Below are 25,603 nucleotides of genomic sequence, written 5' to 3' on the forward strand. Positions count from 1 at the left end.
CGCGTACCCTGGCCAGGCCGTATCCGGCCCTGTCCCGAGCCCGAAAGCCGACGCCGCCCCGCCATGTCCGAGAAGCGCAAGAGCCACAACCGCCCCGCGGTGTCCAGTCCCTGGGTGATCGACACCCGCGACCTGGGCCGCAGGCCGGGCTCCAGCCGACCCGTCCAGCGCTCGGCGCCCGCCACGCACGACATCGGCCTGGAAGGCGTCATCGCGATCCCGACCGGCGCGCCGGTCGAGCTGGACCTGCTGATGGAGTCGGTCGTGGAGGGGGTGCTGGTCTCCGGCACCGCCCGCGGCGGGCTGGTGGGCGAGTGCTCGCGCTGCCTGGACCCGATCGCCGACGAGGTCGACGTCGAGATCACCGAGCTGTACGCCTACCCGGACAGCGCCACCGACGAGACCACCGACGTCGACGAGATCCCGCGCCTGGTCGACGACCTGATCGACCTGGCCCCGGTGGTCCGCGACGCGGTGGTGATCGCGGTGCCGTCGGCGCCGCTGTGCACGCCCGAGTGCGCCGGGCTGTGCCCGGACTGCGGCGGCAAGTGGGCCGAACTCGGGCCCGATCACGCGCATGAGACCATAGATCCTCGGTGGGCGGCGCTCCAGGAGCGGTTCCCGCGGGATCAGGGCCACTAGCCCATCCGAAAGCTTCAGGTTGTAGCACGTCAGAGGAGATGCAGTCGTGGCCGTCCCCAAGCGGAAGATGTCGCGTTCCAACACCCGCTCCCGCCGCTCGCAGTGGAAGACCACCGCGGTGCACCTGGTGCCGTGCAGCAACCGGGCGTGCAAGGCGCCGAAGCCGCAGCACATCGCCTGCCCGACGTGCGGTCAGTACGACGGTCGTCAGGTCACCCAACCCGCGTAAGCCGTGGGGGCGAAGCCTGCCCGCGGACCCGCGGGGGACCCGCAAGAACTGCTCGCCGCGCTCGGCGTCGTGCTCGACGCCGAGCTGCTGCGGCTTGCCCTGACGCACCGCTCCTACGCCTACGAGAACGGCGGCCTGCCGCCGAACGAGCGCCTGGAGTTCCTCGGTGACGCCGTCCTGGGCCTGGTCGTCACCGACCACCTGTACCGCACGCACCCCGACCTGCCCGAGGGCCAGCTCGCCAAGCTGCGGGCCAGCGTCGTCAACATGCACGCCCTCGCCGGGGTGGCGCGCTCGCTGGGCGAGGGCGGCCTGGGGGCGCACCTGCTCCTCGGCAAGGGCGAGGAGCTGACCGGCGGCCGGGACAAGGCGTCGATCCTCGCCGACGGCATGGAGGCGATCATCGGCGCGGTGTTCCTCAGCCACGGCATCGAGGTCGCCAGGGACGTCGTGCACAAGCACTTCGACCCGCTGCTGGCCGAGGCGCCGCTGCTCGGCGCGGGCCTGGACTGGAAGACCAGCCTGCAGGAGCTGACGGCCGCCCGCGGCCTCGGCGTGCCCGAGTACAAGGTGCGCGAAGAGGGCCCCGACCACCGCAAGGAGTTCACCGCCACGGTCGTGGTCAACGGCCAGAGCTACGGCAACGGCGACGGCCGCACCAAGAAGGAAGCCGAGCAGAAGGCCGCGCAGGCCGCGTGGCGCGAGATCTCCGAGACGCCTCCACCGACCGACGATGCCGGAACTCCCTGAGGTCGAGGTCGTCCGGCGCGGCCTGTCGGGCCACGTCGCGGGCCGCGTCGTGGCGGGCGTGGAGGTCCTGCACCCCCGCGCCATCCGCAGGCACGTGCCGGGCGCCTTCGACTTCATCGGCAGGCTGATCGGCCACACCATGGTCGCCGCGCGCAGGCGCGGCAAGTACCTGTGGGTGGAGATGAGCTCGGGCGAGGCGATCCTGGCCCACCTGGGGATGAGCGGGCAGATGCTGGTCAGCGACCCGGCCGCGCCCGCGGAGAAGCACCTGCGGGTGCGGTTCTCCTTCGCCGACGGCGGCACCGAGCTGCGCTTCGTCGACCAGCGGACCTTCGGCGGGCTGTCGGTGGAGGACCTGGCCGAGGTCGACGGCGTGCCGCTGCCGGTCCCGGTCGCCCACATCGCCCGCGACCCGATGGACCCCGCCTTCTCCCTGGACGAGGCCGTCGCGGCGCTGCGGCGCAGGCGCACCGAGGTCAAGCGGGCGCTGCTGGACCAGACCGTGGTCTCCGGCATCGGCAACATCTACGCCGACGAGGCGCTGTGGCGGTGCTCGCTGCACTGGGCCCGCCCGACCGACCGCCTGACCCGGCCGGTGGTGGCCCGGCTCATCGGCGCGGCGACCGAGGTGATGGACGAGGCGCTGCGGGAAGGCGGCACGTCCTTCGACGCGCTCTACGTCAACGTCAACGGCCAGTCCGGCTACTTCGACCGGTCCCTGGCCGCCTACGGCCGCGAGGGCGAGCCGTGCAGGCGCTGCTCGTCGCCGATCCGCCGCGAGCCCTTCATGAACCGCTCGTCCTTCTCCTGCCCGCGCTGCCAGCCCCGGCCCCGCCTCAAGCCGTAGCCCGCGCCGGGTGCGGGCATAGTGGCCGTGTGACCAAGGTGCTGGTTGTCGACGACGAGCCGCAGATCGCCCGCGCGCTGCGCATCAACCTCGGCGCGCGCGGCTACGACGTCGTCACCGCCGCCGACGGCGCCGCCGCCCTGCGCGCGGCGGCCGAGGCCCATCCCGACGTGGTCGTCCTCGACCTCGGGCTGCCCGACATGGACGGCGCCGACGTGATCGCGGGCATCCGCGGCTGGTCCTCGGTGCCGATCCTGGTGCTCTCGGCCCGCGTCGACAGCGCCGACAAGGTGACCGCCCTGGACGCGGGCGCCGACGACTACGTCACCAAGCCGTTCGGGATGGACGAGTTCCTCGCCCGCCTGCGCGCCGCGGTGCGCCGGGCCGCCGGGCCCGCCGCCGGCGGACCCGCCGTCGTGGAGGCCGAGGCGTTCACCGTGGACCTGGCCGCGAAGAAGGTCCACCGCGACGGCGCGGAGGTCCACCTGACGCCCACCGAGTGGGGCATCCTGGAGATCCTCGTGCGCAACCGGGGCAGGCTGGTCGCCCAGAAGCAGGTGCTGCGCGAGGTGTGGGGCCCGAACTACGCGACCGAGACCCACTATCTGCGCGTGTACATGGCGCAGCTGCGCCGCAAGCTGGAGCGCGTGCCGTCCCGACCCGCGCACCTGATCACCGAGGCGGGCATGGGCTACCGCTTCGAGGCCTAGTAACCGAAGACCTGGGTCCAGTAGTAGCCCTCGGTCGCCAGGCCCAGGCCCATCTTCTTGAGGTCGCAGTTGAGGATGTTCGCCCGGTGGCCCGAGGAGTTCATCCACGCCTGCATGACCTGTTCGGGGCTGCGCTGGCCCGCGGCGATGTTCTCCGCTCCGGGACTGGCGTAGCCCTCGGCCTTCGCGCGGTCGACGAACGAGCGGCCGTCCTGGCTGGTGTGCGAGAAGTAGTCGTTGGCCGACATGTCCTCGCTGTGCTTCTGGCCCGCCTCGGTGAGGCGCGCGTCGAGGGTGACCGGGGCGCAGCCCGCCTGGCCGCGCTCGGCGTTGACGATGGCGAGCACCGCGTCGTCGGCCGAGCCGTCACCGGACGGCGGCTTCGGCGCCGGCTTGGCGGTCGTGGTGGTGGGCTTGGGCGTCGACGTGGTGGTCGTCGGCTTCGGCTTGGAGGTGGTGGTCGTGGTCGTCGGCGGGACCTTGGTGGTGGTCGTCGCCGACGTGGTGGGGGGCTGGGGGGAGGGCGGGGAGGTGACCGTCGTCCGGGTGAGGTTGAGCGCGACGGGATCGGGGGTCCCGTCCTGCACCGCGGGTGCGGCCACGAGGGTGGTCACTCCTGCGGTGCCCGCGCCCACTGCCAGGGCGACGAGCACCGCGGGGACTAACCGCGCGCGTCGTCTGGTCACGGTTCGGCAACGTACCACCATCGGGTGTAACGCCATCGGGGTGGGTACCCCTGACTTCACACTCCGCTTACGGCCTGGCTCGCGGCCCCGCGCTACGGCTCGCTGGGCTCGGTGGGCTCAGTCGGCTCGGGCTGGGTGGTCGTGGTGGTGGTCGTGGTCGGCCGGGTCGTCGTGGTGGTGCGCGTCGTGGTCGGCCGGGTGGTGGTCGTGCGCTTCGTGGTGGTCGTCGTCGGGTTCGAGGTCCCACCGCCGCCGGGTGGGTTCACCGGGGGAGCGACCGGGTCCGTGGTCGTCGTGGTGGTGGTGGTCGTCGTGGTCGTGCTGGTCGTCGTCGTGGACGACGAAGTGGCCTCGGTGGTCGTCGCGGAGGTCTCGCCCGGGGTCAGGGTCGTGGTCACCTGGGTGGTGCCGCCGGGGGTGATCTGGGGCTGCTGCTGCTCGCCCGCGGTGTCCTCGCCGGTGGCGAAGGCGGCCACGGCGGCGAACACGGTCGAGATGACGACGCCCGCGACGCCGAGCACGGCGTAAGGCGCGTGGCGCATGCGGCGGTCGGAAGCGGGCGGGGCGTCGTACTCGGCGTTCCGGGCGTCAGGCTCGGACATGCAGGTGGACTCCCATCCCCGGGCCGGGGTGCGGCCCGTCTCGGCGCGGGACCGTATCACCCGACCTGTCCTACTCCGTTCGGGTGTCACCCGTTATCACGCTCCGCTAAGGCACGATGGGCGGGTGAGCACCGAGCACGAGTCCGCCGTCCGCTTGACGGCTTTTGTCCGAGGCCAGGTCCAGGGTGTGGGTTTCCGCTGGTGGACGCGGTCGCGGGCGCTGGAGATCGGGCTCGTCGGCTGGGCCCGCAACACCGACGACGGCCGCGTCGAGGTCGTCGCCGAGGGGTCGAGGGACGGCTGCGCCCGGCTGCTGGCCGCGCTGACGTCGGGGCAGGCCCCCGGCCGCGTCGACGGCGTGGTGGAGCAGTGGGCCGAGGCCAAGGGTGACGTCCCCGGATTCCGCGAAAGGTGACCCGCGGCATATTCGGCAGGCGCCTGAACCGGGGCCGGGGCGGCGGCGTAGAACCGCGCGTGGGACCCCCCGCAGCCGACGACGATCTGGTCCGCGAGCTGTACCGCCGCTACCGGCGGCCGCTGCTGGCGTACGCCATGCGTGCCGTGGGCGGTGACCACCAGCGCGCGGAGGACATCGTGCAGGAGACCTTGCTGCGGGCGTGGCGCAACGCCGACGCGCTGCACCCCGAACACGCCGGGCCGTGGCTCTACACCGTGGCCAAGAACCTGGTGATCTCCGGGTACCGCAGGCAGAGCGCCCGCGCGACGGAGATCCCGATGGAGGGCTCCGACGCGCTGCGCGCCGAGCACCCCGACGAGTTCGACCGGGTGCTGCAGGGCTGGCAGATCGCCGAGGCCATGCGCTGCCTCTCGCGCGATCACCGGACGGTGATCGTGGAGCTGTTCTACCGGCGGCGCACCGTCTCCGAAGCCGCCGCCGTGCTCGGCATCCCGCCGGGCACGGTGAAGTCCAGGTCGTTCTACGCCCTGCGCGCCCTGCGCGACGCGCTGGAGGAACGGGGGGTGACCGAGCCGTGAGCTGCCCCATGATCACCAACATCGGCGCCTACCTGCTCGGCGCCCTCGACCCGACCGAGCGGGCGGTGTACGAGGCGCACCTGGCGGGCTGCCCGGTATGCGAGGCCGAGCTGCTGCGCATGGCGCCGCTGCCCGGCCTGCTCCAGCGCATCCAGGAGGAGGACTTCGCCGAGCCCGGCGCCGAGGCCGAGCCCGCCACCGAGCCGGTGCCGCGGGTCGCGCCCCTGCGGCCCAGGCCGTCGCGCGCCCCGCTGATCGCCGCCGCGGCCGTGGTGCTGGTCCTGGCGCTGGCGGGCATCGCGGCGGTGACGGTGTTCGCGCCGTCCGGGCCGACGGTGGTGACCTGGTCGGCGCACGATCCGGCCAGCGGCATCCGCGCCGACGTCGCGCTGACCGAGCGCCCGTGGGGCACCGAGCTGAACATCCGCATGCGCGACGTGCCCCCGGGCAAGCCGTGCAAGCTGGTGGTGCGCGCCCGCGACGGCAGCCGGGAGACCGCGGGCTGGTGGGCCGCCGGGGTGACCGCCGAGGAGCAGATCCCGGGCAGCACGTCCTTCGACCTGACCTCGATCGCCAGGGTGGAGGTCATCAGCGGCGAGAACGTGGTGATCGACATCACACCCCCCGACTAGGCGATACCGCCACGCGGGCCACCTCCCCGGGCGCTTCACCACGCGCGGGTACGCTCGCCCGATCGCACCCGCACGGACAGGACTCGCCCAGTGCACCTGAAGAGCCTGACGCTGAAGGGCTTCAAGTCCTTCGCCTCGGCGACGACACTGCGCTTCGAGCCGGGCATCACCTGCGTCGTCGGCCCCAACGGCTCCGGCAAGTCCAACGTCCTCGACGCGCTGCGCTGGGTGATGGGCGAGGGCAGCGCCAAGGGCCTGCGCGGCGGCAAGATGGAGGACGTCATCTTCGCGGGCACCTCCGGCCGCGCCCCGCTGGGCCGCGCCGAGGTGACGCTGACCATCGACAACACCGACGGCGCCCTGCCGATCGACTACACCGAGGTCTCCATCACCCGCCGCATGTTCCGCGACGGGGCCAGCGAGTACGAGATCAACGGCAGCTCGTGCAGGCTGCTGGACGTGCAGGAACTGCTGTCGGACTCCGGCATCGGCCGGGAGATGCACGTCATCGTCGGGCAAGGCCAGCTCAGCGCGATCCTGGAGTCCAAGCCCGACGAGCGCCGCGGGTTCATCGAGGAGGCCGCGGGCGTCCTCAAGCACCGCAAGCGCAAGGAAAAGGCGCTGCGCAAGCTCGACGCGATGCAGGCCAACCTCACCCGGCTCACCGACCTCACCGCCGAGCTGCGCCGCCAGCTCAAGCCGCTGGGCAAGCAGGCCGAGGTGGCCCGCCGCGCCCAGCTCATCCAGTCCGAGCTGCGCGACGCGCGGCTGCGCCTGCACGCCGACGACCTGGTCACCCAGCGCGCCGACATCGCCCGCGACGAGGCCGACGAGGCCACCGCCCGGCGCAAGCGCGCCGAGGTCGAGCAGGCGCTGGAGATCTGCCAGGCCCGCCAGAGCGAGCTGGAGGAGGACCTGGCCACCGACGCGCCGCTGCTCGCCCAGGCGCAGGAGACCTGGTACCGGCTCTCGGCGCTGGAGGAGCGGCTGCGCGGCACCGTCCGCCTCGCCGTCGAGCGGGCCCGGCACCTGTCGGCGTCGGTGGAGGCCCCGCGCGGCGGGCGCGACCCCGACGAGATGGAGGCCGAGGCCGAGCACACCGCCCAGCGCGAGGCCGAGCTGGCCGAGGCCGTCACCGAGGCCCGCTACGCGCTGGCCGAGTCGACGGAGAAGCGCGCCGAGCTGGAGCGCATGGTGCAGGCCGCGGAGAAGGCGCACATCGCCGCCGTGCGGGCCATCGCCGACCGCCGCGAGGGCCTGGCCAGGCTCGCCGGGCAGGTCGAGGCGCTGCGCAGCAAGACCAACGCCACCGCCGAGGAGATCGAGCGGCTCTCGGTGTCCCTCGGCGAGGCCCGCGGGCGCGCCGAGGTGGCCGCCGAGGAGCTGGCCGAGGCTCAGGAGGAGACCGGGGTCGAGGAGGGCGACGACGCCGAGCTGCGCGCTCGGCTGGCGCAGGCCACCGAGGCCGACACCGCCGCACGCGAGCGCGTCGAGGAGCTGGTCCGGGCCGAGCGCACCGCGGAGAAGGACATCGCCTCGTGGAAGGCCAGGGTCGACGCGCTGTCGCTGGGCCTGTCCCGCAAGGACGGCGCGGGCGCGCTGCTGGCCGCCGCCGACCGGCTGCCCGGCCTGCTGGGCTCGGTCGCCGCGGTGCTGACCGTCGAACCGGGCGCCGAGGCCGCGCTGGCCGCGGCTCTCGGCCCGATCGCCGACGCGGTCGCCGTGCGCGACCCCTACGGCGCGGTCGCCGCGCTGGAGATGCTGCGCGCGGGCGACGCCGGACGCGCCGGGCTGCTCGTCGGCGGGTCGGCCGGGACGCGGGACCGCGCGGGCTGGCCCGCGTTGCCCCCCGGCGCGCGCTGGGCGGCCGACCTGGTGCACGCCCCGGACGCGCTGGCCCCCGCCGTGCACCAGGCGCTGGAGCGCATGGCCGTGGTCGAGACGCTGCGCGCCGCCCAGGACCTCGTGCTCGCCCACCCCGAGGTGCGCGCGGTGACCACCGACGGCGATGTCCTCGGCGCGCACTGGGCGATCGGCGGCTCGGAGAAGGCGCGCAGCGTCATCGAGGTGCAGGCCGCCGTGGACGAGGCGCAGGTCAACCTGGCCGCCGCCGAGCGCGCGGTCGAGTCGGCCTCCGCCGCGCTGGCAGGCGCGCGGGCCGAGCAGCAGGCGCGGCGCGCCGAGGTGGCCGCGGTCAAGGACGAGATGGGCGAGGCGAAGGTGCGCGCGGCGCGCTCGGCCGAGCGCCTCAACCGGCTGCGCCAGGCCGAGCGGTCTGCCCAGGCCGAGGTCGACCGGGCCGAGCAGCAGCGCGCCAAGGTCGAGCACGCCCGCGAGGAGGCCCTGGTCACGCTCTCCGACCTCGAGGAGCGCCTCGCCGTCGTGCAGGAGCAGCCGGTCGACGACGAGCCGGACTCCAGCGAGCGCGACGAGTGCTCCGACGCCCTGGCCTCGGCCCGCCAGGAGGAGATGGAGACGCGGCTGTCGCTGCGCACCGCCGAGGAGCGCCACCGCGCGCTGCAGGGCAAGGCCGACGGGCTGCGCCGCGCCGCCCGCGCCGAGCGGGAGGCGCGCGAGCGCGCCGCCCGCGCGATGGCCTCCCGCAAGCGCGGCGCGACCATCGCCCAGGCCGTGGTGGACGGCGGCGAGCTGGCGCTGGAGCGCATCGCGCTGTCGCTGGCCCGCGCCGCCGAGGAGCGCGACGAGGTCCAGTCCCGCCGCGCCGACCGCGAGCGCGTGCTGACCGAGGTCCGCGCGAAGGTGCGCGAGCTGTCCGTCGAGCTGGAGAAGCTGACCGACGCCGTGCACCGCGACGAGGTGCTGCGCGCCGAGCAGCGGCTGCGGCTGGAGCAGCTGGAGACCCGCATCGCCGAGACCTTCGGCATCGGCCTGGCCGACCTGGTCGCCGAGTACGGCCCCGACCAGCCCGTCCCGCCCACCCCGGCCGAGCTGGCCGAGTACGAGGCGGCCAAGGAGCGTGGCGAGGACGTCACCGCGCCCCCGCCGCTGCCCTACGACCGCGACACCCAGGCCCGCCGAGCCAAGCGCGCCGAGCGCGACATGACGACCCTGGGCAAGGTGAACCCGCTGGCGCTGGAGGAGTTCGCCGCGCTGGAGGAGCGCTACAAGTTTCTCTCCACCCAGCTCGAAGACCTCAAGGACACCCGCCGCGACCTGCTCGTCGTGGTCAAGGAGGTGGACGAGAAGATCCTGGAGGTCTTCACCACCGCCTACGAGGACGTGGCCCGCGAGTTCATCACGGTCTTCGACGTGCTCTTCCCCGGCGGCGAGGGCCGCATGATCCTGACCGAGCCCGACGACATGCTGACCACCGGCGTGGACGTCGAGGCGCGTCCGCCCGGCAAGAAGGTCAAGCGCCTGTCACTGCTCTCCGGCGGGGAGAAGTCCCTGGTCGCGGTGGCCATGCTGGTCGCCATCTTCCGCGCGCGACCCTCGCCGTTCTACGTGATGGACGAGGTCGAGGCCGCCCTGGACGACACCAACATGCGCCGCCTCATCGGCCTGCTGGAGCAGCTGCGCTCCAGCAGCCAGCTGATCATCATCACCCACCAGAAGCCGACCATGGAGATCGCCGACGCCCTCTACGGCGTCTCGATGCGCGGCGACGGCATCACCCAGGTCATCTCCCAGCGCCTGCAGCAGCGCCGGGACGCCCAGGTCGAGGAGCCCACCGCACCGGCGGTCACACCCGCTCCTGAAGCGGGTGCGACCGAGACCGGCGACCAGACCCCGACCTAGGCGACGGAGCGCTTGGCGGCCTGGAAGGACAGGAAGGCCGCGGCGGTGGAGACCAGGGCGGCGATGAGGCCCAGGAACAGGCCGATGGCGGCGAAGCCCTCGCTGGTGATCAGGCGCAGCAGGACGAGCAGGGTGGCGGCGCCCGCCAGGCCCAGCCACAGCATGGTGCGGTTCTTCACCTCGACGCCCACGTGCGGCAGGAAGACGGCCGCGCCCGCGCCCACCAGCATCAGCACCGCGCCCCAGGCGAGGAAGCCCGAGCTCCACGCCGAGAACGAGAGAAACGCGAAGCCCGCCGAGAGCCACGGGAAGAAGCTGAACAGGAACGCCGCGACACCGGCGCCGATGCCCGCCCACTCGATCGGCGTGACGCGCTTGGGGTCGAAACTTGCCATTGCGGAGACCTCTCTGAACTGGGCCGATGCCAGACTTCACCGTCCGGATGGGACGTAAGTGCGGCAAGTATGAACCTGATCGCCCGCAAGCGGAATAGCGTGACGGGTAAACCGCTCGCTTCCCCGGGCGCGGCGGCGCACGATTCACCCCATGTACGCGATCCGACCCGCTTCGGAAGGCGACCGGGACGCGGTCGTCGACCTCATCCTGCGCCAGCAGGCCGACCCGACCCGGCACATCGGCTACCACGGGGTGACGATCGAGGACGTGGTGGACGAACTGGGCGGGATCAAGCCCGACTGGGCCGGTGGCGCCGTGGTGGGCGTGGGCGACTCGGGTGAGATCGTGGCCGTTCTGAGCGCCGACGCCGACGCCGAGGTGGGCCGGGTGTGGCTGCTCGGCCCCTACGTGGAGCTTCCCGCCGATCACCCCGTGCCGCGCCAGGTCTGGCACCGCACCGCCGACGACCTGCTCGACGCGGTGACCGGGCTGCCGCGCCTGAGAGGTTTCGCCGACCTGGAGCTCTACGGCCACCGCAAACACAGCCTGCTCGCCGATTTCGCCGCCCGGCACGGCTTCGCGGGCGGCGACATGAGCCGCGTGTTCACCCTGTCGGGGTCCGCGCTGCGTTCCCTGCTGATCCGCGAGGCCGGGGGTGAGGAGCCGCGCGTGCTCACCCGGGAGGACCCGGCGCGCGCGGAGGTCATCGACCTGCACGAGCGCGCCTTCCCCAGCCGCACGGCCACGGGCCGCCAGCTGGTCGACGGCGACCGGGGGCACACCGTCGTGGTGCTGACCGGCGCGGACGGGCTCATCGGCTACGCGGCGGGCTTCCCGCAGCCGGGGGAGTTCTATGTGGACTACGTCGCCGTCGTGCCGGGCATGCGCTCGGCCGGGGCGGGCCGGGCGGTGGTGCGCGGGCTGCTGCGCGAGTTGGCCGCCCAGCACGGGCCGCACGAGCGCGCGGCGGCGGTCATCATGCTCGGCAACGACGCCTCCGAGCGGATGTTCACCGCGCTCGGCTTCGCGCTGCACCTGGAACTCGTCGGCTACCGGCGGAAGGGAACGGCCTGACCGGCCCACCCGGAAGATCACCCGATAGGGTGATCCGTCCTGGGGATCGCTGCGTGGTGAGGGGTGTCCGCATGGGCATGGGCAGGCGTCGGTTCCTGGCGGCCGGGGCGGTGGCCGTTGTGGCCTTCGACCCGATCGGGATGCGCTGGAGCGCCCACGCCGCTCCGGGCGACCTCCGCGTCCCCGACCTCGACGGCGAGCTGGTCACCGACCCGGCCGCGCTGGCCGAGGCCGCCGAGGACTACGGCCAGATCGCCCACCGGACCCCGCGCGCGGTGCTGCTGCCCGGCTCGGTGCGCGACATCGCGGTGCTCGTCGGCTTCGCCCACCGCCACCGCATCGCCGTCGCCGTGCGCGGGCAGGGCCACTCGACGTTCGGGCAGGCGCAGACGGCGGGCGTGGTCATCGATTCCCGCCCGCTGTCGGCCATCACCGTCTCCGGCCGCACCGCCGTGGTCGAGGCGGGCGCGACGTGGGGCGCGCTCATCGACGCCGCGCTGCCGCACGGGTTGACCCCGCCGGTCATGACCGACTACGTCGGGCTGTCGGTGGGCGGGACGCTGTCGGTCGGCGGGATCGGCGGGGCCAGCCAGCACCACGGTCTCCAGGTGGACACCGTCCGGCAGCTGGAGGTCGTCACCGGCACCGGCGAGCTGGTCCGCTGCCGCCGCGGCGACCGGCTCTTCGCCGCCGTCCTCGCCGGGCTCGGCCAGTACGGCCTGATCACCCGCGCCTGGCTCGACCTGGTGCCCGCGCCCGCGTCGGCGCGCGTCTACAAGGTGACCTACACCCGCCTGAGCGACCTGACCGCCGCCCAGCGCACCCTGATCCGCGACGGCCGATTCTCCTATGTGGAGGGTCAGCTCGCCCCGGTCGACGGCGGCTGGGCGCACATCCTCGAAGCCGTCGCCTACTACGACACCCCGCCGGACGACACCGCGATGCTGGCCGGTCTCCCCACGGGCCAGGTCGAGATCGCCGACCTGCCGCTGCGCGCCTGGCTCAACCGCGTCACCGACCTGGTCGATGCGATCCGCCCGCTCAAGCTGCCCAACCCGTGGATCAACCTGTTCCTGCCCGACCGCGCCACCGACCGCTTCGTCGCCTCGGTCCTGGCCGACCTCACCCCCACCGAAGTCGGCGGCGGCCCCATCCTGCTGTACCCGTTCCCCCGCAAGCGCGTGAGCGCCCCCATGCTCCGGGTGCCGAACAGCGACGTGGTCTTCCTCCTCTCCATCCTGCGCTCTGTCCCCCAGGACGACGCCCTCGTCCGCACCCTGCTCGCCGACAACCGCGCCATGTACGAGAAGTCCCTGGCCATCGGCGCCACCCAGTACCCCATCGGCTCCATCCCGGCCGAACCCGGCGACTGGGCCCGCCACTACGGCGCCCGCTACCCGCAGGCGGTGCTGGACAAGGCGACCTACGACCCCCGCCGCATCCTGACCCCGGGCCAGGGGATCTTCCGGTGACCTAGGCACTAGCAGCCGCCGATGATGGGGTCACCGCTCGGTGAGGACAGGGCCTGGTACCGGATCGCGCCGGTGTGCTCCACCTTCAGCATCGGCACCGCCTTGTTCACCGGGTTGTGGTCGGCGTCGAAGGTGCAGATCCAGCCGCTGACGCCGTCCACGCGCAGCTGGTTCAGCGCTTGGGCGACGGCGGCGGCCCTCGGGCGGCTGGAGCCCGCTCCCGTGCTCGCCTGACCGGCGACCACGTCGCGGATTCCCAGGATCGCCGTCCACACCGCGTCGTGGGACAGGGCGGCGTCGCTGTCGGCCATCGATTCGTCGGGGAACAGAGTGGCGTAGCAGGTGGGGCAGGAGCCGAACCGGGAGACGGTCTCGCCGGAGGCCGCGCCGCGGTCCTCCCGCCACATCGACGGACTCGTCAGACCGGGCACCAGGACGGTCATGTTGGCCTCGGAGCCGCTGGCCCACAGGGGCGAGTGCGCGCTCCTGGCGATGTCCGGCGGACCGAGCACCAGCAGGTGCCTGCCCGTGCACGAGCGCGACGCCAGACCCGGCAGGAATCCCTTCATGTCGGAGCCGCGCCCGGCGAAGTGCACGACATCGGCCCGCAGCTCGCACACCTTCTCGGCCTTGGCGGCCAGGATCGTCCCGGCCTCGTCCAGGCTGGAGTTGAACACCATCTGCGGCCGCAGGACCGTGTACCGGCGGCCCGGCTGGGCGGTGATCGCCTTGGAGAAGGCCTCGCCGAGGGAGACGGCGTAGTCGTCGGCGCGGTTCTGGTCCCTGACCTCCAGCACCCTGGGCGCGGCGGGCAGGCCGGGGGCGCGGTCGAGGTAGCGCAGGGTCGCCACGGCCATGTCGCTGTTGGTGGGGGCGACCCGCACCATGCCGGGCACGGGGCCGCCGCCGAGGGCGACGGTCATCTTGTCGCCCGTGATCGCCCCGGCCACGATGGCCACCCTGCTCTTGGCGATCTCGTCGACGAACTCGCGCACGTCCTGGGTGCTGACCGCCAGGCCCGCCACCGCGACGATCCGCTCGTCGCCGTCGACCCCGGCCCTGATCTGGGCGGCCGCCGCGCGCCACCGGCTCATCTGGCTGCCGAGGTCGGCCAGCAGCAGGCGCACCTTCGGCGCCCGGTTCGCCGGCGCGTTCCACGCCTGCTGCGCGATGTAGGCGCCCTGCAGGTCGTGGCGCACGGCGTCGGCGTTGATGCGGTCGCCGGGCCGGGGGTCCATCACGTCGGCGAACACGACGGAGACCCAGTCCGCGCCGTCGGCGCGCACGCGCTGGTTCTCGGCGTGGATCAGCTCCTGGACGGCGCGCAGGTTCTCGGAGTAGACGTGCTCGCCGTCGGTGAGGTGGACGGGCTCGCGGTTGACGAGCAGGGCCGCACCGGTCACCGCGGCGGCGACGACGAGCACCAGCACCACGACGAACGCGATCTTGTTGGCCTGCCAGAACGGGTACCTGGTCATCTTGCGTCGCACGGTGGTCGGCTCCCGGCTCAGAGTCGGTCGGCTTCGGTGGTGAACCGCAGAAGTCCCGCCGCGGAGCGGCGTTCGAGGTCGCGGTAGCCCTGCCGCAGCGCTTCGGCCAGGGCGCGCTCGGGGTCGCGGGTGGGGTCGGCGCCCAGCCAGCCCGCGATGAGCATCTTGGCGATGGTGATGTGCCGCTCCCCGTGCGGATCTCCCGGCGGCAGCGTGGCGCCGCCGCGCAGACCCGCGAACAGCGCGCCGTGCTCCACCAGCGCGTCGGTGCCGCGGGGGATGGGGCACGGCGCGGACACCATCGCGGTGAACTCGGTGATCCAGGCCTGCGGCTCGGCGTAGTCGAAGCGGTGGTTGAGGTAGGCCACCGCGTTGGCGGGCTCGCCGCAGGCGAGTTCGTAGTACAGCTCGTCCACGCGCCTGCCGGGCAGCCCGGCGGCGCGGGTGGCGAGCTGGCGGGCCGTGGCCGTCCAGTCCCCGGTCGGCGCGCTCGCGATGAGCACGCGGCGCAGCCAGTCGGGCAGGGCGGGCGGCTGGTCCGCCTCAGCGCCGCCGACCAGCCAGCAGCGCACGGCGAAGCCCAGCAGCGCGTCCTTGCCCGACGGCACGACCGGGGAGGCCGCGCCGAGGTCGCGCACCACGGCGGCGGCCACGGCGTCGACCGCGGGGGAGGTGTCGGCCAGCACGAGGTAGCGTGCCGCGGCTCGGGCGAAGGACAGCGATCCGCCGTTGACGGTCGTGGAGTACAGCTCCCGCAGCCCCTTGTCGCGGGACTGCTCGTCCAGCTCGGCGCACAGCCGTAGCACCTGGTGCGCCGTCCACGGGTTGCCGCCGGTGGTCGCGTGGACGAAGGCGGACAGGTGGTTGCCCGCGCGGCCGAGCCGCTCGACGGTGAGCGCCGCGCTCTCCTGCTCGGTGAGCGGGGTGAGCCGCAGCGTCGTCGCCTCGCCGGGCGTCCGCCTCGGCGGATCGCGATCGGTGGGCATCGCCGCCCAGGCGGCCACGAGGTCGCGCAGGTCGGCGATGCCCAGGTCGAGCCGTCCGCTGGTGGCCACGACCGACACCGGGGCCGGGCTCTCCTTCGCGGCCCGCACCAGCGCCGCCAGCGCCTTGCGGCCGGTGCCCGAGTGCGCGTTGTCCAGCAGCAGCAGGCACTTCCTCGGGCGGAAGCCTGCCCGGTAGCCCGAGTGGAGGTCGGCGAAGAGCGCTTCGGCGAGCAGCGCGTCGGCCTCGGCGGGTGCGGTGGCGGCCAGCTCGCGCAGCGCGCTGGGCGCCTCCTCCGCCGTGGTGCGCAGGGCGTCGGCGTAGAACCGGATGCCCTCGCGCCAGCGGCGGCGCACGGGCAGCCACCTGCCCAGCGCGGGCGGCTCCGGCAGGCCGAGCAGGCGCGGCAGCAGCCGGATGGTGTCGGCCACCGCCGCGCCCGGCGGGCGCGAGCGCACCAGGTCGGTGACCGCGGCTTCCGGATCGTCGGGGCCGACGTGTCCGCCGAGCAGCAGCGCGCCGACGGCGAGCCGGGGAAACCGCAGCCTGCCGAATTGTGGCCACCGCGGCTCCGCGAGTTCGCAGGCCAGATCCGCCAACGCCCGCCAGCCGGGCCCGTCACCGTATCCGGACAGGTCCATGACCGGTGAATGCGGCTGGGCGGATTGATACCCGGCTTTCTCGGCCAAGGCGGCGAGGACCGTGGTCTTGCCGATTCCGCGAGGTCCGAAAAGGATGGTAATGTCAGGCCGCTGATCAGCGTCTTTGTTGTTGTGAAGCTCTTTCCACAATGTGGAGACGATGGCGCCCCGCCCGTGTGGAGCGGTCGGTCTGGGGACTGGCACGGGCGGAGTATGCAGAGCGGCGAGAACCCGTGGCAACGAGCCGCGATTATTGTCCGGTATCTGTCCAGTAATGAATGACTAGGAAACGACCGACTCCCGGTCGCGGTGGCGCAGCGAAAGCAGCCCGCCGACGACCAGCGTGATGACCACGCCCAGCGGCGTGTACCACGGGAACGCCAGCGCGACGCTGTCCCCGGACGCCTTGCTGAAGTCCACCCCGACGAACCCGCCCGTCGCCTTGTCGAACTTCAGCCCCAGGATCACGAACGCCATCACCGCCACCGTCGAGACGAACGCGACGATCGCGTCCGCCTGCCGGGCCTTCTTCACCAGCAGCCCGAGCAGGAACGCGCCCAACAGCGCGCCGTAGGTGTAGCCGGTGATGGCCAGCGCGGTCTCCACGATGGGGTTCTTGGTCGTGGTGAACATCGAGGCGAACACCACCAGCGCGCCCGCCCAGACGACCGTCCAGATCCGGCCCTGCTTCAGCAGTTCCGCGTCCGAGAGCTCCCGCTTGGTCACCCGCTGGTAGACGTCGGTCACCGTCGAGGAGGCCAGCGCGCCCAGCGACGAGCTCAGCGCCGCGGCCAGGATGCCCGCGATGACGAAGCCGGACAGGCCCGAGGGCAGCTCGGTCACGATGAACGAGGCGAACAGCTCGTCGTTGGTCGTCAGGCCGAGGTCGCCGACCGGGTCAAGTCCTTTGTAGAACGACCACAGCATGGTGCCGATGAACAGGAACAGGCCGAACTGCAGGAACACCACGACGCCGGAGGCGATCAGCGCCTTCTGCGACTGCCGGACGTCGTTGCACGCCATCAGCCGCTGCACGATGAGCTGGTCGGCGCCGTGCGAGGCCATCGACAGCACCGCGCCGCCGAGCACGGCGGTGAGGAAGGCGTAGGGGTTGCTCAGCGGGCCGGAGGAGAAGTCCAGCAGCTGGGTCTTGCCCGCGTCGACCGCCGCGCCGAGCCAGCCGTCGGGCAGCTTGCCCGAGAGCACCACGATGACCGCGAGCCCGCCGACGACGTACCAGAGCATCTGGATCGCATCCACCCAGACGACCGCGCGCACGCCGCCGAAGAACGTGTACACCACCATCGCCACGCCCAGCACCGCGACGATCTGCCAGTACGCCGCGTCGACTCCGTAGGCGCTCAGCACGACCTTGATGGGGATCGCGGTGGCGAACAGGCGCACGCCGTCGGCAAGCAAGCGGGTGATCAGGAACGTCACCGACGCCGTGCCCTGCAGGCCGGGGCCGAAGCGCTTGCCCAGGAAGTTGTAGGCCGTCGTCATGTTCCCCGCGACGTAGCGGGGCAGCAGCACGAAGGCCACCACGATCCGGCCGATGATGTAGCCGATCGCGAGCTGCAGGTAGGTGAACATCCCCAGGTAGGCCACCGTCGGCACGCTCAGCACCGTCAGCGTCGAGGTCTCCGCCGAGACCACCGACAGGCACGCCACCCACCACTTGATCTTGCCGTCGCCGACGAAGTAGTCGTTGGCCGACTTCTGCCGCCCGGCGATCAGGATGCCCAGCAGCGGCATGCCGATCAGGAACGCGGCGATGATCACCAGGTCAAGCGCGCGCACGGGGGCCTCCAGCCAGTTCGGGGACGGTGATCCGCAGGGCGGTGGCCCGCGCGGCCGGTTCGGGCAGCCGCAGCGGGCCCGCGCCGGGGGTGAGGCTGCCGTGCACGCGGGGTCCCGCGCCGCCGGTGCCGGGGTCGACCGCCGTGCCGTGCCAGGCGAGGTAGCCCAGCAGGGCGGCCAGGTAGGCCTCCTTGGCGTCGGCGGGAATGCCGAGGCCGTCGGTGGTGGTGAGTTCGGCCGGGGCCAGCGCGCCCGCGAGGGCGGCCATGAGCGCCGGGTTGCGCACGCCGCCGCCGGAGGCCACGACCCGCCGCACGCCGAAGCCGCGGCAGGCGTCGGCGATCGTGGTGGCGGTGAGCGCGACCAGGGTGGCGAGCAGGTCGGCCTCGGCGACCACGGGCAGGCGGCCCAGCGCCTCGCCGAGGTAGGCGCCGTTGAAGTGCTCCTTGCCGGTGGACTTCGGCGGGCCCGCCGCGTAGTAGGGGTCGGCGCGCAGCACGGCGAGCAGGTCGTCGCGGACCCGGCCGCGCGCGGCGAGCGCGCCGTCGGTGTCCTGGTCGGCGCCGGTGGTGGCGCGCGCGGCGGCGTCCAGCAGGGCGTTGGCCGGACCGGTGTCGAAGGCGACGGAGGGGCCGTCGGGGAGCAGGACGGTGATGTTGGCGATGCCGCCGAGGTTCAGCGCGGCCGTCGGCACGTCCGGGGTGCCCAGCAGCAGCCGGTCGAGCACCGGGGCCAGCGGCGCGCCGTGGCCCCCGGCGGCGACGTCGCGGGCGCGCAGGTCCGACACGACCGGCAGCCCGGTCGCCTCGGCGATCCACGCGGCCCTGCCCAGTTGCAGCGTGCCGAGGCAGCGCGGGCCCTCGACCCAGTGGTAGACGGTCTGCCCCAGCGAGGCCACCAGGTCCGCGCCACCGGCGTGCTCGGCCGCCGCCGCGGCGAACGCCTGGCCGACCTCGGTGTCGAGCCTGCACAGCCGCTCGGCGGTGCACCCGTTCGGCGGCAGCGCGTCGTGCAGGGCCGTCCGCAGGGCGGGGGGATAGTCGACCGAGGTGTGGCGGACCGGGCGAAGTCGGATCTCCGCGCCGACCCGCTCGAAGTCGCCGACGGCCACGTCGATGCCGTCCATCGACGTTCCGGAGAGCAAGCCGACCACACGCATGACTTTGTGGTCTATTGCACACACCGGCTCCGCCGCAAGAGGCAATGTTGGAAAATTACACAACTCACAACGATATGGTTCAGAGTTGGCGATGACCGTGCCGGGCCCACCAGCGCGCCGGATGCGAGGATGGCCGTCGTGTCGAGCACCCAGATCATCATCATCGTCGCCGCGGTCGTGCTGGTGGCCGCCGTCGTCGCGGGCGTCGTGCTCGCCCGGCGCAGGCGGATCGACCTGGGCAAGACCACGCCCCAGGTCACCGAGAAGCCCAAGGGCTACCAGGCGGGCGGCGGGATCAGCCTCGCGCCCGGCGGACACCCCGCGGGCGAGCGCACCGAGGTCGACGGCCAGCCCGGCGTCGGCGACGACGCCGCGGTGCCCCGCGACTCGGTCAAGCGCGGCTTCGTCGACGTCGAGCTGCCGGACCAGGGCAAGGCGGTCGAGGCCGACCCGGCCCCGCCGACCGACCGCATCCCGGTGCAGGGCGACCCGGTCACCGACCGCATCCCCGTCCAGCAGGCTCCGGTCGCCGAGCCCGCCCCGGTCGTCGCCCCGGAGATCCCCCAGGCCCGCCCGGCCGAGGAGATCGCGCCCACCGAGGGCCGCCTGGAGCGGCTGCGCGGCAGGCTGACCCGCTCCCGGTCGGTGTTCGGCCAGGGCCTGCTCGGCCTGCTCGGCGCGGGCGACCTGGACGAGGACTCCTGGACCGAGGTCGAGGACACCCTGCTGCTGGCCGACCTGGGCGCGGCCACCACCCAGGAGATCGTGGACCGGCTGCGCTCCGAGCTGGTCAAGCGCGGCGTGCGCTCCCCCGAACAGGCCCGTGCGCTGCTGCGCGAGGTGCTCATCGACGCGCTGCACCCGCAGATGGACCGCGCCGTCCGCGCCCTGCCGCACGGCGCGGGCGAGACCCGCACCCCCGCCGTCGTGCTCGTCGCGGGCGTCAACGGCACCGGCAAGACCACCACCACCGGCAAGCTGGCCCGCGTCCTCGTCGCCGACGGCCGCTCCGTGGTGCTCGGCGCCGCCGACACCTTCCGCGCCGCCGCCGCCGAGCAGCTCGCCACCTGGGCCGACCGGGTCGGCGCCGAGGTCGTGCGCGGCAACGAGGGCGCCGACCCCGCCGCCGTCGCCTTCGACGCGGTCAAGCGCGGACGGGAGTCCGGTGTCGACACCGTCCTGATCGACACCGCGGGCCGCCTGCACACCAAGACCGGCCTGATGGACGAGCTGGGCAAGGTCAAGCGTGTCGTGGAGAAGCAGGGCCCGGTGGACGAGGTCCTGCTGGTGCTCGACGCCACCACCGGGCAGAACGGCCTGGCCCAGGCGCGGGTGTTCGGCGAGGTGGTCGACGTGACCGGCATCGTGCTCACCAAGCTCGACGGCACCGCCAAGGGCGGCATCGTCTTCCAGGTCCAGCGCGAGCTGGGCGTCCCGGTGAAGCTGGTCGGCCTCGGCGAGGGCGCCGACGACCTGGCCCCCTTCGACCCGCCCGCCTTCGTCGACGCCTTGCTGGGCTGACCCGCGACCACGCGGGGGGACCCGAGGGCACCCCGGGGGTACTGCCGCCGCGTGGCGGGTATCCATCCCCGCCACCACGGGCCAGTATGTCTAGATGGCCGATATCCAGGTGCTCGGCGCGCACGTCCCCCGGGGTGCGGAGATCCTGACCCCCGAGGCGCTGGCGTTCGTCGCCGGGCTGCACCGGGAGTTCGCACTCCGCCGCGAGGAGCTGCTGGCCGAGCGGGCCAGACGCCGGGCCGTCGGGGTGCTGGACTTCCGCGCCGACACCGAGCACGTCCGCCTCGGCGACTGGCGGGTCGCCGCGACGCCCGAGCCGCTGCGCGACCGGCGCGTGGAGATCACCGGGCCGCCCGATCCGAAGATGGCGGTCAACGCCCTCAACTCCGGCGCCCGGGTGTGGCTGGCCGACCTGGAGGACGCCAACACCCCGCACTGGCGCAACGTCGTCGGCGGGCAGGTCGTGCTCAAGGACGCCGCGGGCGGGACCCTGGAGCACACCTCGCCGCAGGGCAAGCACTACGCCGTCACCGCGGAGAGGCCCGCCGTGGTCGTCGTGCGGCCGAGGGGCTGGCACCTCGACGACAAGCACGTCGAGGTGGACGGCGGGCGCGTCGTCGGGGCGCTGCTGGACTTCGGGCTGCACTTCTTCCACAACGCCGCGCACGGCAGGCCCTACTACTACCTGCCGAAGATGGAGAGCCACCTCGAAGCGCGGCTGTGGAACGACGTCTTCACCAAGGCCCAGGCCGACCTCGGCGTCGCGCACGGCACCATCCGCGCCACCGCGCTGATCGAGACCATCCCCGCCGCCTTCGAGATGGACGAGATCCTCTTCGAGCTGCGCGAGCACGCCGCCGGGCTCAACGCGGGCCGCTGGGACTACCTGTTCAGCATCATCAAGTTCTTCCGCGACGCCGGGCCCGGCTTCGTGCTGCCCGACCGCGACAGCGTCACCATGACCGCGCCGATGATGCGCGCCTACTGCGAGCTGCTGGTGCGCACCTGCCACCGCCGCGGCGCGCACGCCATCGGCGGCATGGCCGCGTTCATCCCCAACCGGCGCGACCCCGAGGTCACCGAGCGGGCGCTGGCGAAGGTGCGCGCGGACAAAGAGCGCGAGGCGGGCATGGGCTTCGACGGCTCCTGGGTCGCCCACCCCGACCTGGTGCCGCTGTGCCGGGAGATCTTCGACGGGGCCCTCGGCGCGGCGAGCGACCAGCGCGGCGTCGTCCCGGAGGCCGCCGTCGGCCCGCGCGAGCTGCTCGATGTCGCCGCGACGCCGGGCGCGGCGACGCAGGCCGGTCTGCGCTCGGCGGTGGACGTCGGTGTGCGGTACCTGATGTCGTGGCTGGCGGGTTCGGGCGCGGCGGCCATCCACAACCTGATGGAGGACGCCGCCACCGCCGAGATCGCCCGCTCCCAGGTGTGGCAGTGGCTGCGCAACCGGGTCGTGCTCGACACCGGCGCCGAGGTGACCCCCGAGCTGGTGCGCTCGGTGCTCGCCGAGGTCGGGGCCGCGCTGCCGGGCTCGGACGAGGCCGTCGACCTCTTCGCCGAGGTCGCCCTCGCCGAGGACTACCCGGACTTCCTCACCGTGCCCGCCTACGAACGGATCTGACGATGCGCACCACGCTCGACGGCGCGTTGCTGACCACGATCGCCGCCCAGCTGTCCCCGGCCGAGGACGAACCGACCGCGACCGGCCGCCAGCCCGTCCACACCTGCTACGTGCCCGCCGACCGCGTCGACGCCGACCTGCCCGCCCGCTGGGGCGAGGCCGCCCTGGCCGCCCTCGCCGAGCACGCCCCCACCCCCGCCGCCCTCGCCGCCGTCGTCGGCCTGCCCCCGGACCTGGCCCCCACGGTGTACGAGCGGGTCACGGCGAAGCTGGCCGCCGAGCCGGTCGAGGACCTGCGCATCGACTTCGAGGACGGCTACGGCGTCCGCGACAACCAGACCGAGGACGACCACGCCTGCGCCGCCGCCGACCTGCTCGCCGGGTGGGGCCTGGCCTCGGCGGGCCTGCGCGTGAAGTCCTTCGACACCACCGCCTCCCTCCTGCGCTCCGTGCGCACCCTCGACCTCGTCCTCACCCACCTCGGCGATCCACAGCGCCCCACTTCCGCCGGCCTCTCTCAGCCACCCCCCGATAACCTGGCGGCGGGGGGCCGGACGCTCACCCCCGGCTTCACCGTCACCTTCCCCAAGGTCACCGACCGCGCCCAGGTCTCGGCCTTCGCCGAGGTCCTGGACGTGCTGGAGGAGCGCCTGGACCTGCGCCCCGGCGTGCTGCGCTTCGAGATCCAGATCGAGACCCCGCGCTCGGTGGTCGCCGCCGACGGCCGCCTCGCCGTGCCGGGCCTCATCACCGCCGGGCGCGGCCGGGTGTCCGGGCTGCACTTCGGCACCTACGACTACACCGCCGCCCTCGGCCTCTCCGCCGCCGACCAGCACCTGGCGCACGCCGCCTGCGACTTCGCCAGGCACGTCATGCAGGTGGGGGCCGCGGGCACCGGCGTGCGCCTGTCCGACGGCTCCAGCAACGTGCTGCCCACCGGCGACCCGGCCGCGGTGCGCCACGGCTGGCAGACCCACTACCGCCTGGTCCGGCGCTCCCTGCGGCACGGCTTCTTCCAGGGCTGGGACCTGCACCCGGCGCAGCTGGTCACCCGCTACGCCGCGGTCTTCACCCACCACATGGAGAACGCCGACGCCGACGCCCACCGCCTCGCCGCCTACCTGGATTCGGCGTCCGGGTCGGTGCAGGACGAGCCCGCCACGGCCGCGGCGCTCGCCGGGTCGCTGCTGCGCGCGGTCGACTGCGGCGCGCTCAGCGCCGACGAGGTCGCCGACCGCTGCGGCCTCTCGCCCGCCGAGCTGACCGCCCTCACCGAGCGGAGGGGGCTGGTGCGGCGGTGACTCTGTTCCGGGCGCGGCGCTGCGTGACCCCCTACGGCGAGCGGCCCGCCGCCGTCCGCGTGCGCGACGGCCGGATCGCCGCCGTCGAGGCGGTGACGGCGGAGGCGGGCGCAGACACCGTGGTCGAGCTGGCCGACGACGAGGTCCTGCTGCCCGGCCTGGTGGACACCCACGTGCACGTCAACGACCCCGGCCGCGCCGAGTGGGAGGGCTTCGCCACCGCGACGGCCGCCGCCGCCGCGGGCGGGGTGACCACGATCGTCGACATGCCGCTCAACAGCATCCCGCCCACCACCGACGTCCGCGCCCTGGAGATCAAGAAGGCCGCGGCGCGCGGCAAGTGCGCCGTGGACGTGGGTTTCTGGGGCGGGGCGGTGCCGGGCAACGCGGGCGACCTGCCCGCCCTGCACCGGGCCGGGGTGTTCGGCTTCAAGTGCTTCCTGCTGGACTCCGGCGTCGCCGAGTTCGGCTGTCTGCGCCCGCACGAGCTGGAGGAGCACCTGGCCGTCGTCGCGGGCTTCGACGGCCTGATGATCTGCCACGCCGAGGACGGCAGGCGCATCGGCCGGGCCCGCGGCCGCGCCTACGCCGACTTCCTCGCCTCCCGCCCGCCCGACGCCGAGGCCGACGCGGTGGAACTGGTGATCGGCGCGGCACGGCGCACCGGGGCGCGCGCGCACATCGTGCACCTGTCGGCGGGGGAGTCCCTGCCCCTGCTGGCCGACGCCCGCGCCTCCGGCGTGCGGATCACCGCCGAGACCTGCCCGCACTACCTGGCCTTCACCGCCGCCGACGTCCCCGACGGCGCCACCGCGTTCAAGTGCTGCCCGCCGATCCGCGACGCCGCCAACCGCGACGCGCTGTGGCGGGGCCTGGCCGACGGGCTGATCGGCGCGGTGGTCAGCGACCACTCGCCGTGCACCAGCGAGCTGAAGCGGCTCGACACCGGCGACTTCGGCGCGGCGTGGGGCGGCATCGCCGGGCTCCAGGTCGGCCTGCCCGCGGTGTGGACCGCGGCCCGCGAGCGCGGCGTGCCGCTGGCCGACGTCGTGCGCTGGATGGCCTCGGGCCCCGCCGACCTGGTGGGGCTGCGCCGCAAGGGCCGCATCGCCGAGGGCGCCGACGCCGACCTGGTGGTGTTCGCCCCCGCCGAGGAGTTCACCGTCGACGCCGCCGAACTGCGCCACCGCAACCCGGTGAGCGCCTACGACGGCGCCCGCCTGCGCGGCGTCGTGCGCGAGGTGTGGCTGCGCGGGGAGCCGGTGGGGGACCGCCCACGCGGCAGTCTGTTGGAACGGGGGAAGGCATGAGCGACTGGCAGGCGCTGCCCGACCTGGCCGTGCGCCGCTTCGGCGGCTCGGTCGTCTGGGCTGACGACGAGTCCTTCGCCGAGAAGGAGAACCTGATCACCGCGGCCCCACCGGGCTACCAGCCGCACACCTTCGGCCACAAAGGACAGGTCTACGACGGCTGGGAGACCCGCCGCCGCCGCTCCCCAGGCGAGGACAGCGCGATCGTCCGCCTCGGCCTGCCGGGCATCATCCGCGGCGTGGTGGTCGACACCGCCTTCTTCACCGGCAACTACCCGCCCGCCTGCTCGGTGGCCGCGACCGCGGTGCCCGGCTACCCCGACCCCGCCGAACTCGCCGCCGCCCCGTGGGAACCCCTGCTCACCCAGGTCCCACTCACCGGCGACTCCCGCGCCGAGTTCGACGTGGACAACCCCCACCGCCACACCCACGTCCGCCTCACCATGCACCCCGACGGCGGCATCGCCCGCCTCCGCGTCCACGGCGAACCGACCCCCGACCCCACCCTCATCGACCCCGACGCCCTCGATCTGGCCGCCCTGGAGAACGGCGCGCGCGTGGTGGCGTGCAGCGACATGTTCTACTCATCGCCCAGCAACCTGATCGCCCCCGGCAGCCCCGCATCGATGGGCGAGGGCTGGGAAACCCGCCGCCGCCGCGACACCGGCAACGACTGGGCCGTCATCCGCCTGGCCGCCGAGGGCATCATCCGCTTCGCCGAACTGGACACCACCCACTTCAAACACAACGCCCCCGGCTGGGCCACCCTCTCCACCGGCGGCCCCGACGAGTGGACCCCCCTTCTGCCCCGCACCCGCCTACAACCCGACACCCGCCACCGCTTCCCCATCCCCAACGCCCCCGCCACCACCGCCGTCCGCCTGGACATCCACCCCGACGGCGGCATGGCCCGCCTACGCCTCTACGGCTCCCTCACCCCCACCGGACGAGGCACGTTGACGATCCCCTAGCCACCACCTC

General features: G+C 73.6%; 23 protein-coding genes. 16 read left to right on the forward strand and 7 right to left on the reverse strand.

Annotation, left to right across the window (positions count from 1 at the left end):
• Nucleotides 1-63: 63 nt before the first annotated feature.
• The 5 genes from ACFPM7_RS27790 to ACFPM7_RS27810 are packed head-to-tail and all read left to right on the forward strand — an operon-like array spanning nucleotide 64 to nucleotide 3,178.
• On the forward strand, nucleotides 64-642 hold the full coding sequence (locus ACFPM7_RS27790; protein ID WP_378250766.1) for a YceD family protein: 579 nt from the start codon (nucleotides 64-66) through the stop codon (nucleotides 640-642).
• 46 nt (nucleotides 643-688) lie between these two features.
• Complete coding sequence (rpmF, locus tag ACFPM7_RS27795; RefSeq protein WP_378250767.1) at nucleotides 689-871, forward strand: 50S ribosomal protein L32; 183 nt, start codon at nucleotides 689-691, stop codon at nucleotides 869-871.
• 3 nt (nucleotides 872-874) lie between these two features.
• The gene (gene rnc, locus ACFPM7_RS27800) at nucleotides 875-1,621 is read left to right on the forward strand and encodes a ribonuclease III (RefSeq protein WP_378250768.1); all 747 of its coding nucleotides are present in this window, start codon (nucleotides 875-877) and stop codon (nucleotides 1,619-1,621) included.
• Complete coding sequence (mutM, locus tag ACFPM7_RS27805) at nucleotides 1,605-2,468, forward strand: bifunctional DNA-formamidopyrimidine glycosylase/DNA-(apurinic or apyrimidinic site) lyase (RefSeq protein WP_378250769.1); 864 nt, start codon at nucleotides 1,605-1,607, stop codon at nucleotides 2,466-2,468. The genes rnc and mutM overlap by 17 nt, the downstream gene beginning before the upstream one ends.
• A gap of 29 nt (nucleotides 2,469-2,497) precedes the next feature.
• Complete coding sequence (locus tag ACFPM7_RS27810) at nucleotides 2,498-3,178, forward strand: response regulator (protein WP_378250770.1); 681 nt, start codon at nucleotides 2,498-2,500, stop codon at nucleotides 3,176-3,178.
• On the opposite strand, the gene ACFPM7_RS27815 is transcribed toward ACFPM7_RS27810, so the two are convergent.
• Nucleotides 3,175-3,864 (reverse strand): CAP domain-containing protein, encoded by a 690-nt coding sequence (locus tag ACFPM7_RS27815; RefSeq protein WP_378250771.1) that lies wholly within the window; start codon nucleotides 3,862-3,864, stop codon nucleotides 3,175-3,177. The two genes, ACFPM7_RS27810 and ACFPM7_RS27815, sit on opposite strands and share 4 nt — an antisense overlap.
• A 92-nt stretch (nucleotides 3,865-3,956) precedes the next feature.
• A complete protein-coding gene (locus ACFPM7_RS27820; protein ID WP_378250772.1) occupies nucleotides 3,957-4,466 on the reverse strand; it encodes a hypothetical protein in 510 nt (169 codons plus the stop codon).
• A 124-nt stretch (nucleotides 4,467-4,590) separates the two neighbouring features.
• Here ACFPM7_RS27820 and ACFPM7_RS27825 point away from each other — a divergent pair, with 124 nt between their 5' ends.
• The 4 genes from ACFPM7_RS27825 to smc all read left to right on the forward strand — a co-directional run bounded on the left by ACFPM7_RS27825 (nucleotide 4,591) and on the right by smc (nucleotide 9,853).
• The gene (locus tag ACFPM7_RS27825) at nucleotides 4,591-4,881 is read left to right on the forward strand and encodes an acylphosphatase (RefSeq protein ID WP_378250773.1); all 291 of its coding nucleotides are present in this window, start codon (nucleotides 4,591-4,593) and stop codon (nucleotides 4,879-4,881) included.
• 59 nt (nucleotides 4,882-4,940) lie between these two features.
• On the forward strand, nucleotides 4,941-5,462 hold the full coding sequence (locus ACFPM7_RS27830) for a sigma-70 family RNA polymerase sigma factor (RefSeq protein WP_465251846.1): 522 nt from the start codon (nucleotides 4,941-4,943) through the stop codon (nucleotides 5,460-5,462).
• The gene (locus ACFPM7_RS27835; RefSeq protein ID WP_378250774.1) at nucleotides 5,459-6,094 is read left to right on the forward strand and encodes an anti-sigma factor family protein; all 636 of its coding nucleotides are present in this window, start codon (nucleotides 5,459-5,461) and stop codon (nucleotides 6,092-6,094) included. Before ACFPM7_RS27830 ends, ACFPM7_RS27835 begins: the two co-directional genes overlap by 4 nt.
• Nucleotides 6,095-6,184: 90 nt before the next feature.
• Entirely contained in the window at nucleotides 6,185-9,853 is a 3,669-nt protein-coding gene (gene smc, locus ACFPM7_RS27840; RefSeq protein WP_378250775.1) for a chromosome segregation protein SMC, read from the forward strand.
• Here smc and ACFPM7_RS27845 read toward each other — a convergent pair.
• Entirely contained in the window at nucleotides 9,850-10,248 is a 399-nt protein-coding gene (locus tag ACFPM7_RS27845) for a hypothetical protein (protein ID WP_378250776.1), read from the reverse strand. The two genes, smc and ACFPM7_RS27845, sit on opposite strands and share 4 nt — an antisense overlap.
• Nucleotides 10,249-10,399: 151 nt before the next feature.
• Here ACFPM7_RS27845 and ACFPM7_RS27850 point away from each other — a divergent pair, with 151 nt between their 5' ends.
• Both ACFPM7_RS27850 and ACFPM7_RS27855 read left to right on the forward strand, forming a co-directional pair.
• Nucleotides 10,400-11,323, forward strand: a complete 924-nt coding sequence (locus ACFPM7_RS27850) for a GNAT family N-acetyltransferase (protein ID WP_378250777.1) — start codon at nucleotides 10,400-10,402, stop codon at nucleotides 11,321-11,323.
• Nucleotides 11,324-11,376: 53 nt separating this feature from the next.
• On the forward strand, nucleotides 11,377-12,795 hold the full coding sequence (locus ACFPM7_RS27855; RefSeq protein WP_378250778.1) for an FAD-binding protein: 1,419 nt from the start codon (nucleotides 11,377-11,379) through the stop codon (nucleotides 12,793-12,795).
• An 8-nt stretch (nucleotides 12,796-12,803) separates the two neighbouring features.
• Here the strand turns inward: ACFPM7_RS27855 and ACFPM7_RS27860 are convergent, their stop codons facing one another.
• The 4 genes from ACFPM7_RS27860 to ACFPM7_RS27875 form a co-directional block, all read right to left on the reverse strand.
• Nucleotides 12,804-14,285 carry an ABC transporter substrate-binding protein gene (locus tag ACFPM7_RS27860; protein ID WP_378250779.1) on the reverse strand — a complete coding sequence of 494 codons (1,482 nt, stop codon included), beginning with the start codon at nucleotides 14,283-14,285 and terminating at the stop codon, nucleotides 12,804-12,806.
• A gap of 17 nt (nucleotides 14,286-14,302) precedes the next feature.
• The gene (locus ACFPM7_RS27865) at nucleotides 14,303-15,910 is read right to left on the reverse strand and encodes a hypothetical protein (RefSeq protein WP_378250780.1); all 1,608 of its coding nucleotides are present in this window, start codon (nucleotides 15,908-15,910) and stop codon (nucleotides 14,303-14,305) included.
• Nucleotides 15,911-16,192: 282 nt separating this feature from the next.
• Entirely contained in the window at nucleotides 16,193-17,710 is a 1,518-nt protein-coding gene (locus ACFPM7_RS27870) for a sodium:solute symporter (protein ID WP_378250781.1), read from the reverse strand.
• Nucleotides 17,697-18,869 (reverse strand): anhydro-N-acetylmuramic acid kinase, encoded by a 1,173-nt coding sequence (locus tag ACFPM7_RS27875; protein ID WP_378250782.1) that lies wholly within the window; start codon nucleotides 18,867-18,869, stop codon nucleotides 17,697-17,699. Before ACFPM7_RS27875 ends, ACFPM7_RS27870 begins: the two co-directional genes overlap by 14 nt.
• A 129-nt stretch (nucleotides 18,870-18,998) precedes the next feature.
• On the opposite strand from ACFPM7_RS27875, the gene ftsY reads away from it, so the two are divergent.
• The 5 genes from ftsY (at nucleotide 18,999) to alc (ending at nucleotide 25,593) form a co-directional block, all read left to right on the forward strand.
• On the forward strand, nucleotides 18,999-20,390 hold the full coding sequence (gene ftsY / locus ACFPM7_RS27880; protein ID WP_378250784.1) for a signal recognition particle-docking protein FtsY: 1,392 nt from the start codon (nucleotides 18,999-19,001) through the stop codon (nucleotides 20,388-20,390).
• Nucleotides 20,391-20,484: 94 nt separating this feature from the next.
• Nucleotides 20,485-22,011, forward strand: a complete 1,527-nt coding sequence (gene aceB, locus ACFPM7_RS27885) for a malate synthase A (RefSeq protein WP_378250785.1) — start codon at nucleotides 20,485-20,487, stop codon at nucleotides 22,009-22,011.
• A 2-nt stretch (nucleotides 22,012-22,013) separates the two neighbouring features.
• Nucleotides 22,014-23,312, forward strand: coding sequence for a DUF6986 family protein (locus ACFPM7_RS27890; RefSeq protein WP_378250786.1), 1,299 nt, complete (start codon nucleotides 22,014-22,016; stop codon nucleotides 23,310-23,312).
• Between the two features lie 2 nt (nucleotides 23,313-23,314).
• Nucleotides 23,315-24,622, forward strand: coding sequence for an allantoinase AllB (gene allB, locus ACFPM7_RS27895; protein WP_378250847.1), 1,308 nt, complete (start codon nucleotides 23,315-23,317; stop codon nucleotides 24,620-24,622).
• A complete protein-coding gene (gene alc, locus ACFPM7_RS27900) occupies nucleotides 24,619-25,593 on the forward strand; it encodes an allantoicase (protein WP_378250788.1) in 975 nt (324 codons plus the stop codon). Before allB ends, alc begins: the two co-directional genes overlap by 4 nt.
• Nucleotides 25,594-25,603 lie beyond the last annotated feature (10 nt).

This window comes from Actinokineospora guangxiensis (assembly GCF_042657845.1).
Classification (GTDB): Bacteria; Actinomycetota; Actinomycetes; order Mycobacteriales; family Pseudonocardiaceae; genus Actinokineospora; species Actinokineospora guangxiensis.

Coding starts and splice junctions, on each gene's coding strand:
- aceB (WP_378250785.1), top strand. CDS start 20,485: ATGGCCGATATCCAGGTGCTCGGCGCGCACGTCCCCCGGGGTGCGGAG.
- ACFPM7_RS27790 (WP_378250766.1), top strand. CDS start 64: ATGTCCGAGAAGCGCAAGAGCCACAACCGCCCCGCGGTGTCCAGTCCC.
- alc (WP_378250788.1), top strand. CDS start 24,619: ATGAGCGACTGGCAGGCGCTGCCCGACCTGGCCGTGCGCCGCTTCGGC.
- mutM (WP_378250769.1), top strand. CDS start 1,605: ATGCCGGAACTCCCTGAGGTCGAGGTCGTCCGGCGCGGCCTGTCGGGC.
- ACFPM7_RS27890 (WP_378250786.1), top strand. CDS start 22,014: ATGCGCACCACGCTCGACGGCGCGTTGCTGACCACGATCGCCGCCCAG.
- ACFPM7_RS27875 (WP_378250782.1), bottom strand. CDS start 18,869: ATGCGTGTGGTCGGCTTGCTCTCCGGAACGTCGATGGACGGCATCGAC.
- ftsY (WP_378250784.1), top strand. CDS start 18,999: ATGGCCGTCGTGTCGAGCACCCAGATCATCATCATCGTCGCCGCGGTC.
- ACFPM7_RS27845 (WP_378250776.1), bottom strand. CDS start 10,248: ATGGCAAGTTTCGACCCCAAGCGCGTCACGCCGATCGAGTGGGCGGGC.
- ACFPM7_RS27850 (WP_378250777.1), top strand. CDS start 10,400: ATGTACGCGATCCGACCCGCTTCGGAAGGCGACCGGGACGCGGTCGTC.
- ACFPM7_RS27865 (WP_378250780.1), bottom strand. CDS start 15,910: ATGGACCTGTCCGGATACGGTGACGGGCCCGGCTGGCGGGCGTTGGCG.
- ACFPM7_RS27820 (WP_378250772.1), bottom strand. CDS start 4,466: ATGTCCGAGCCTGACGCCCGGAACGCCGAGTACGACGCCCCGCCCGCT.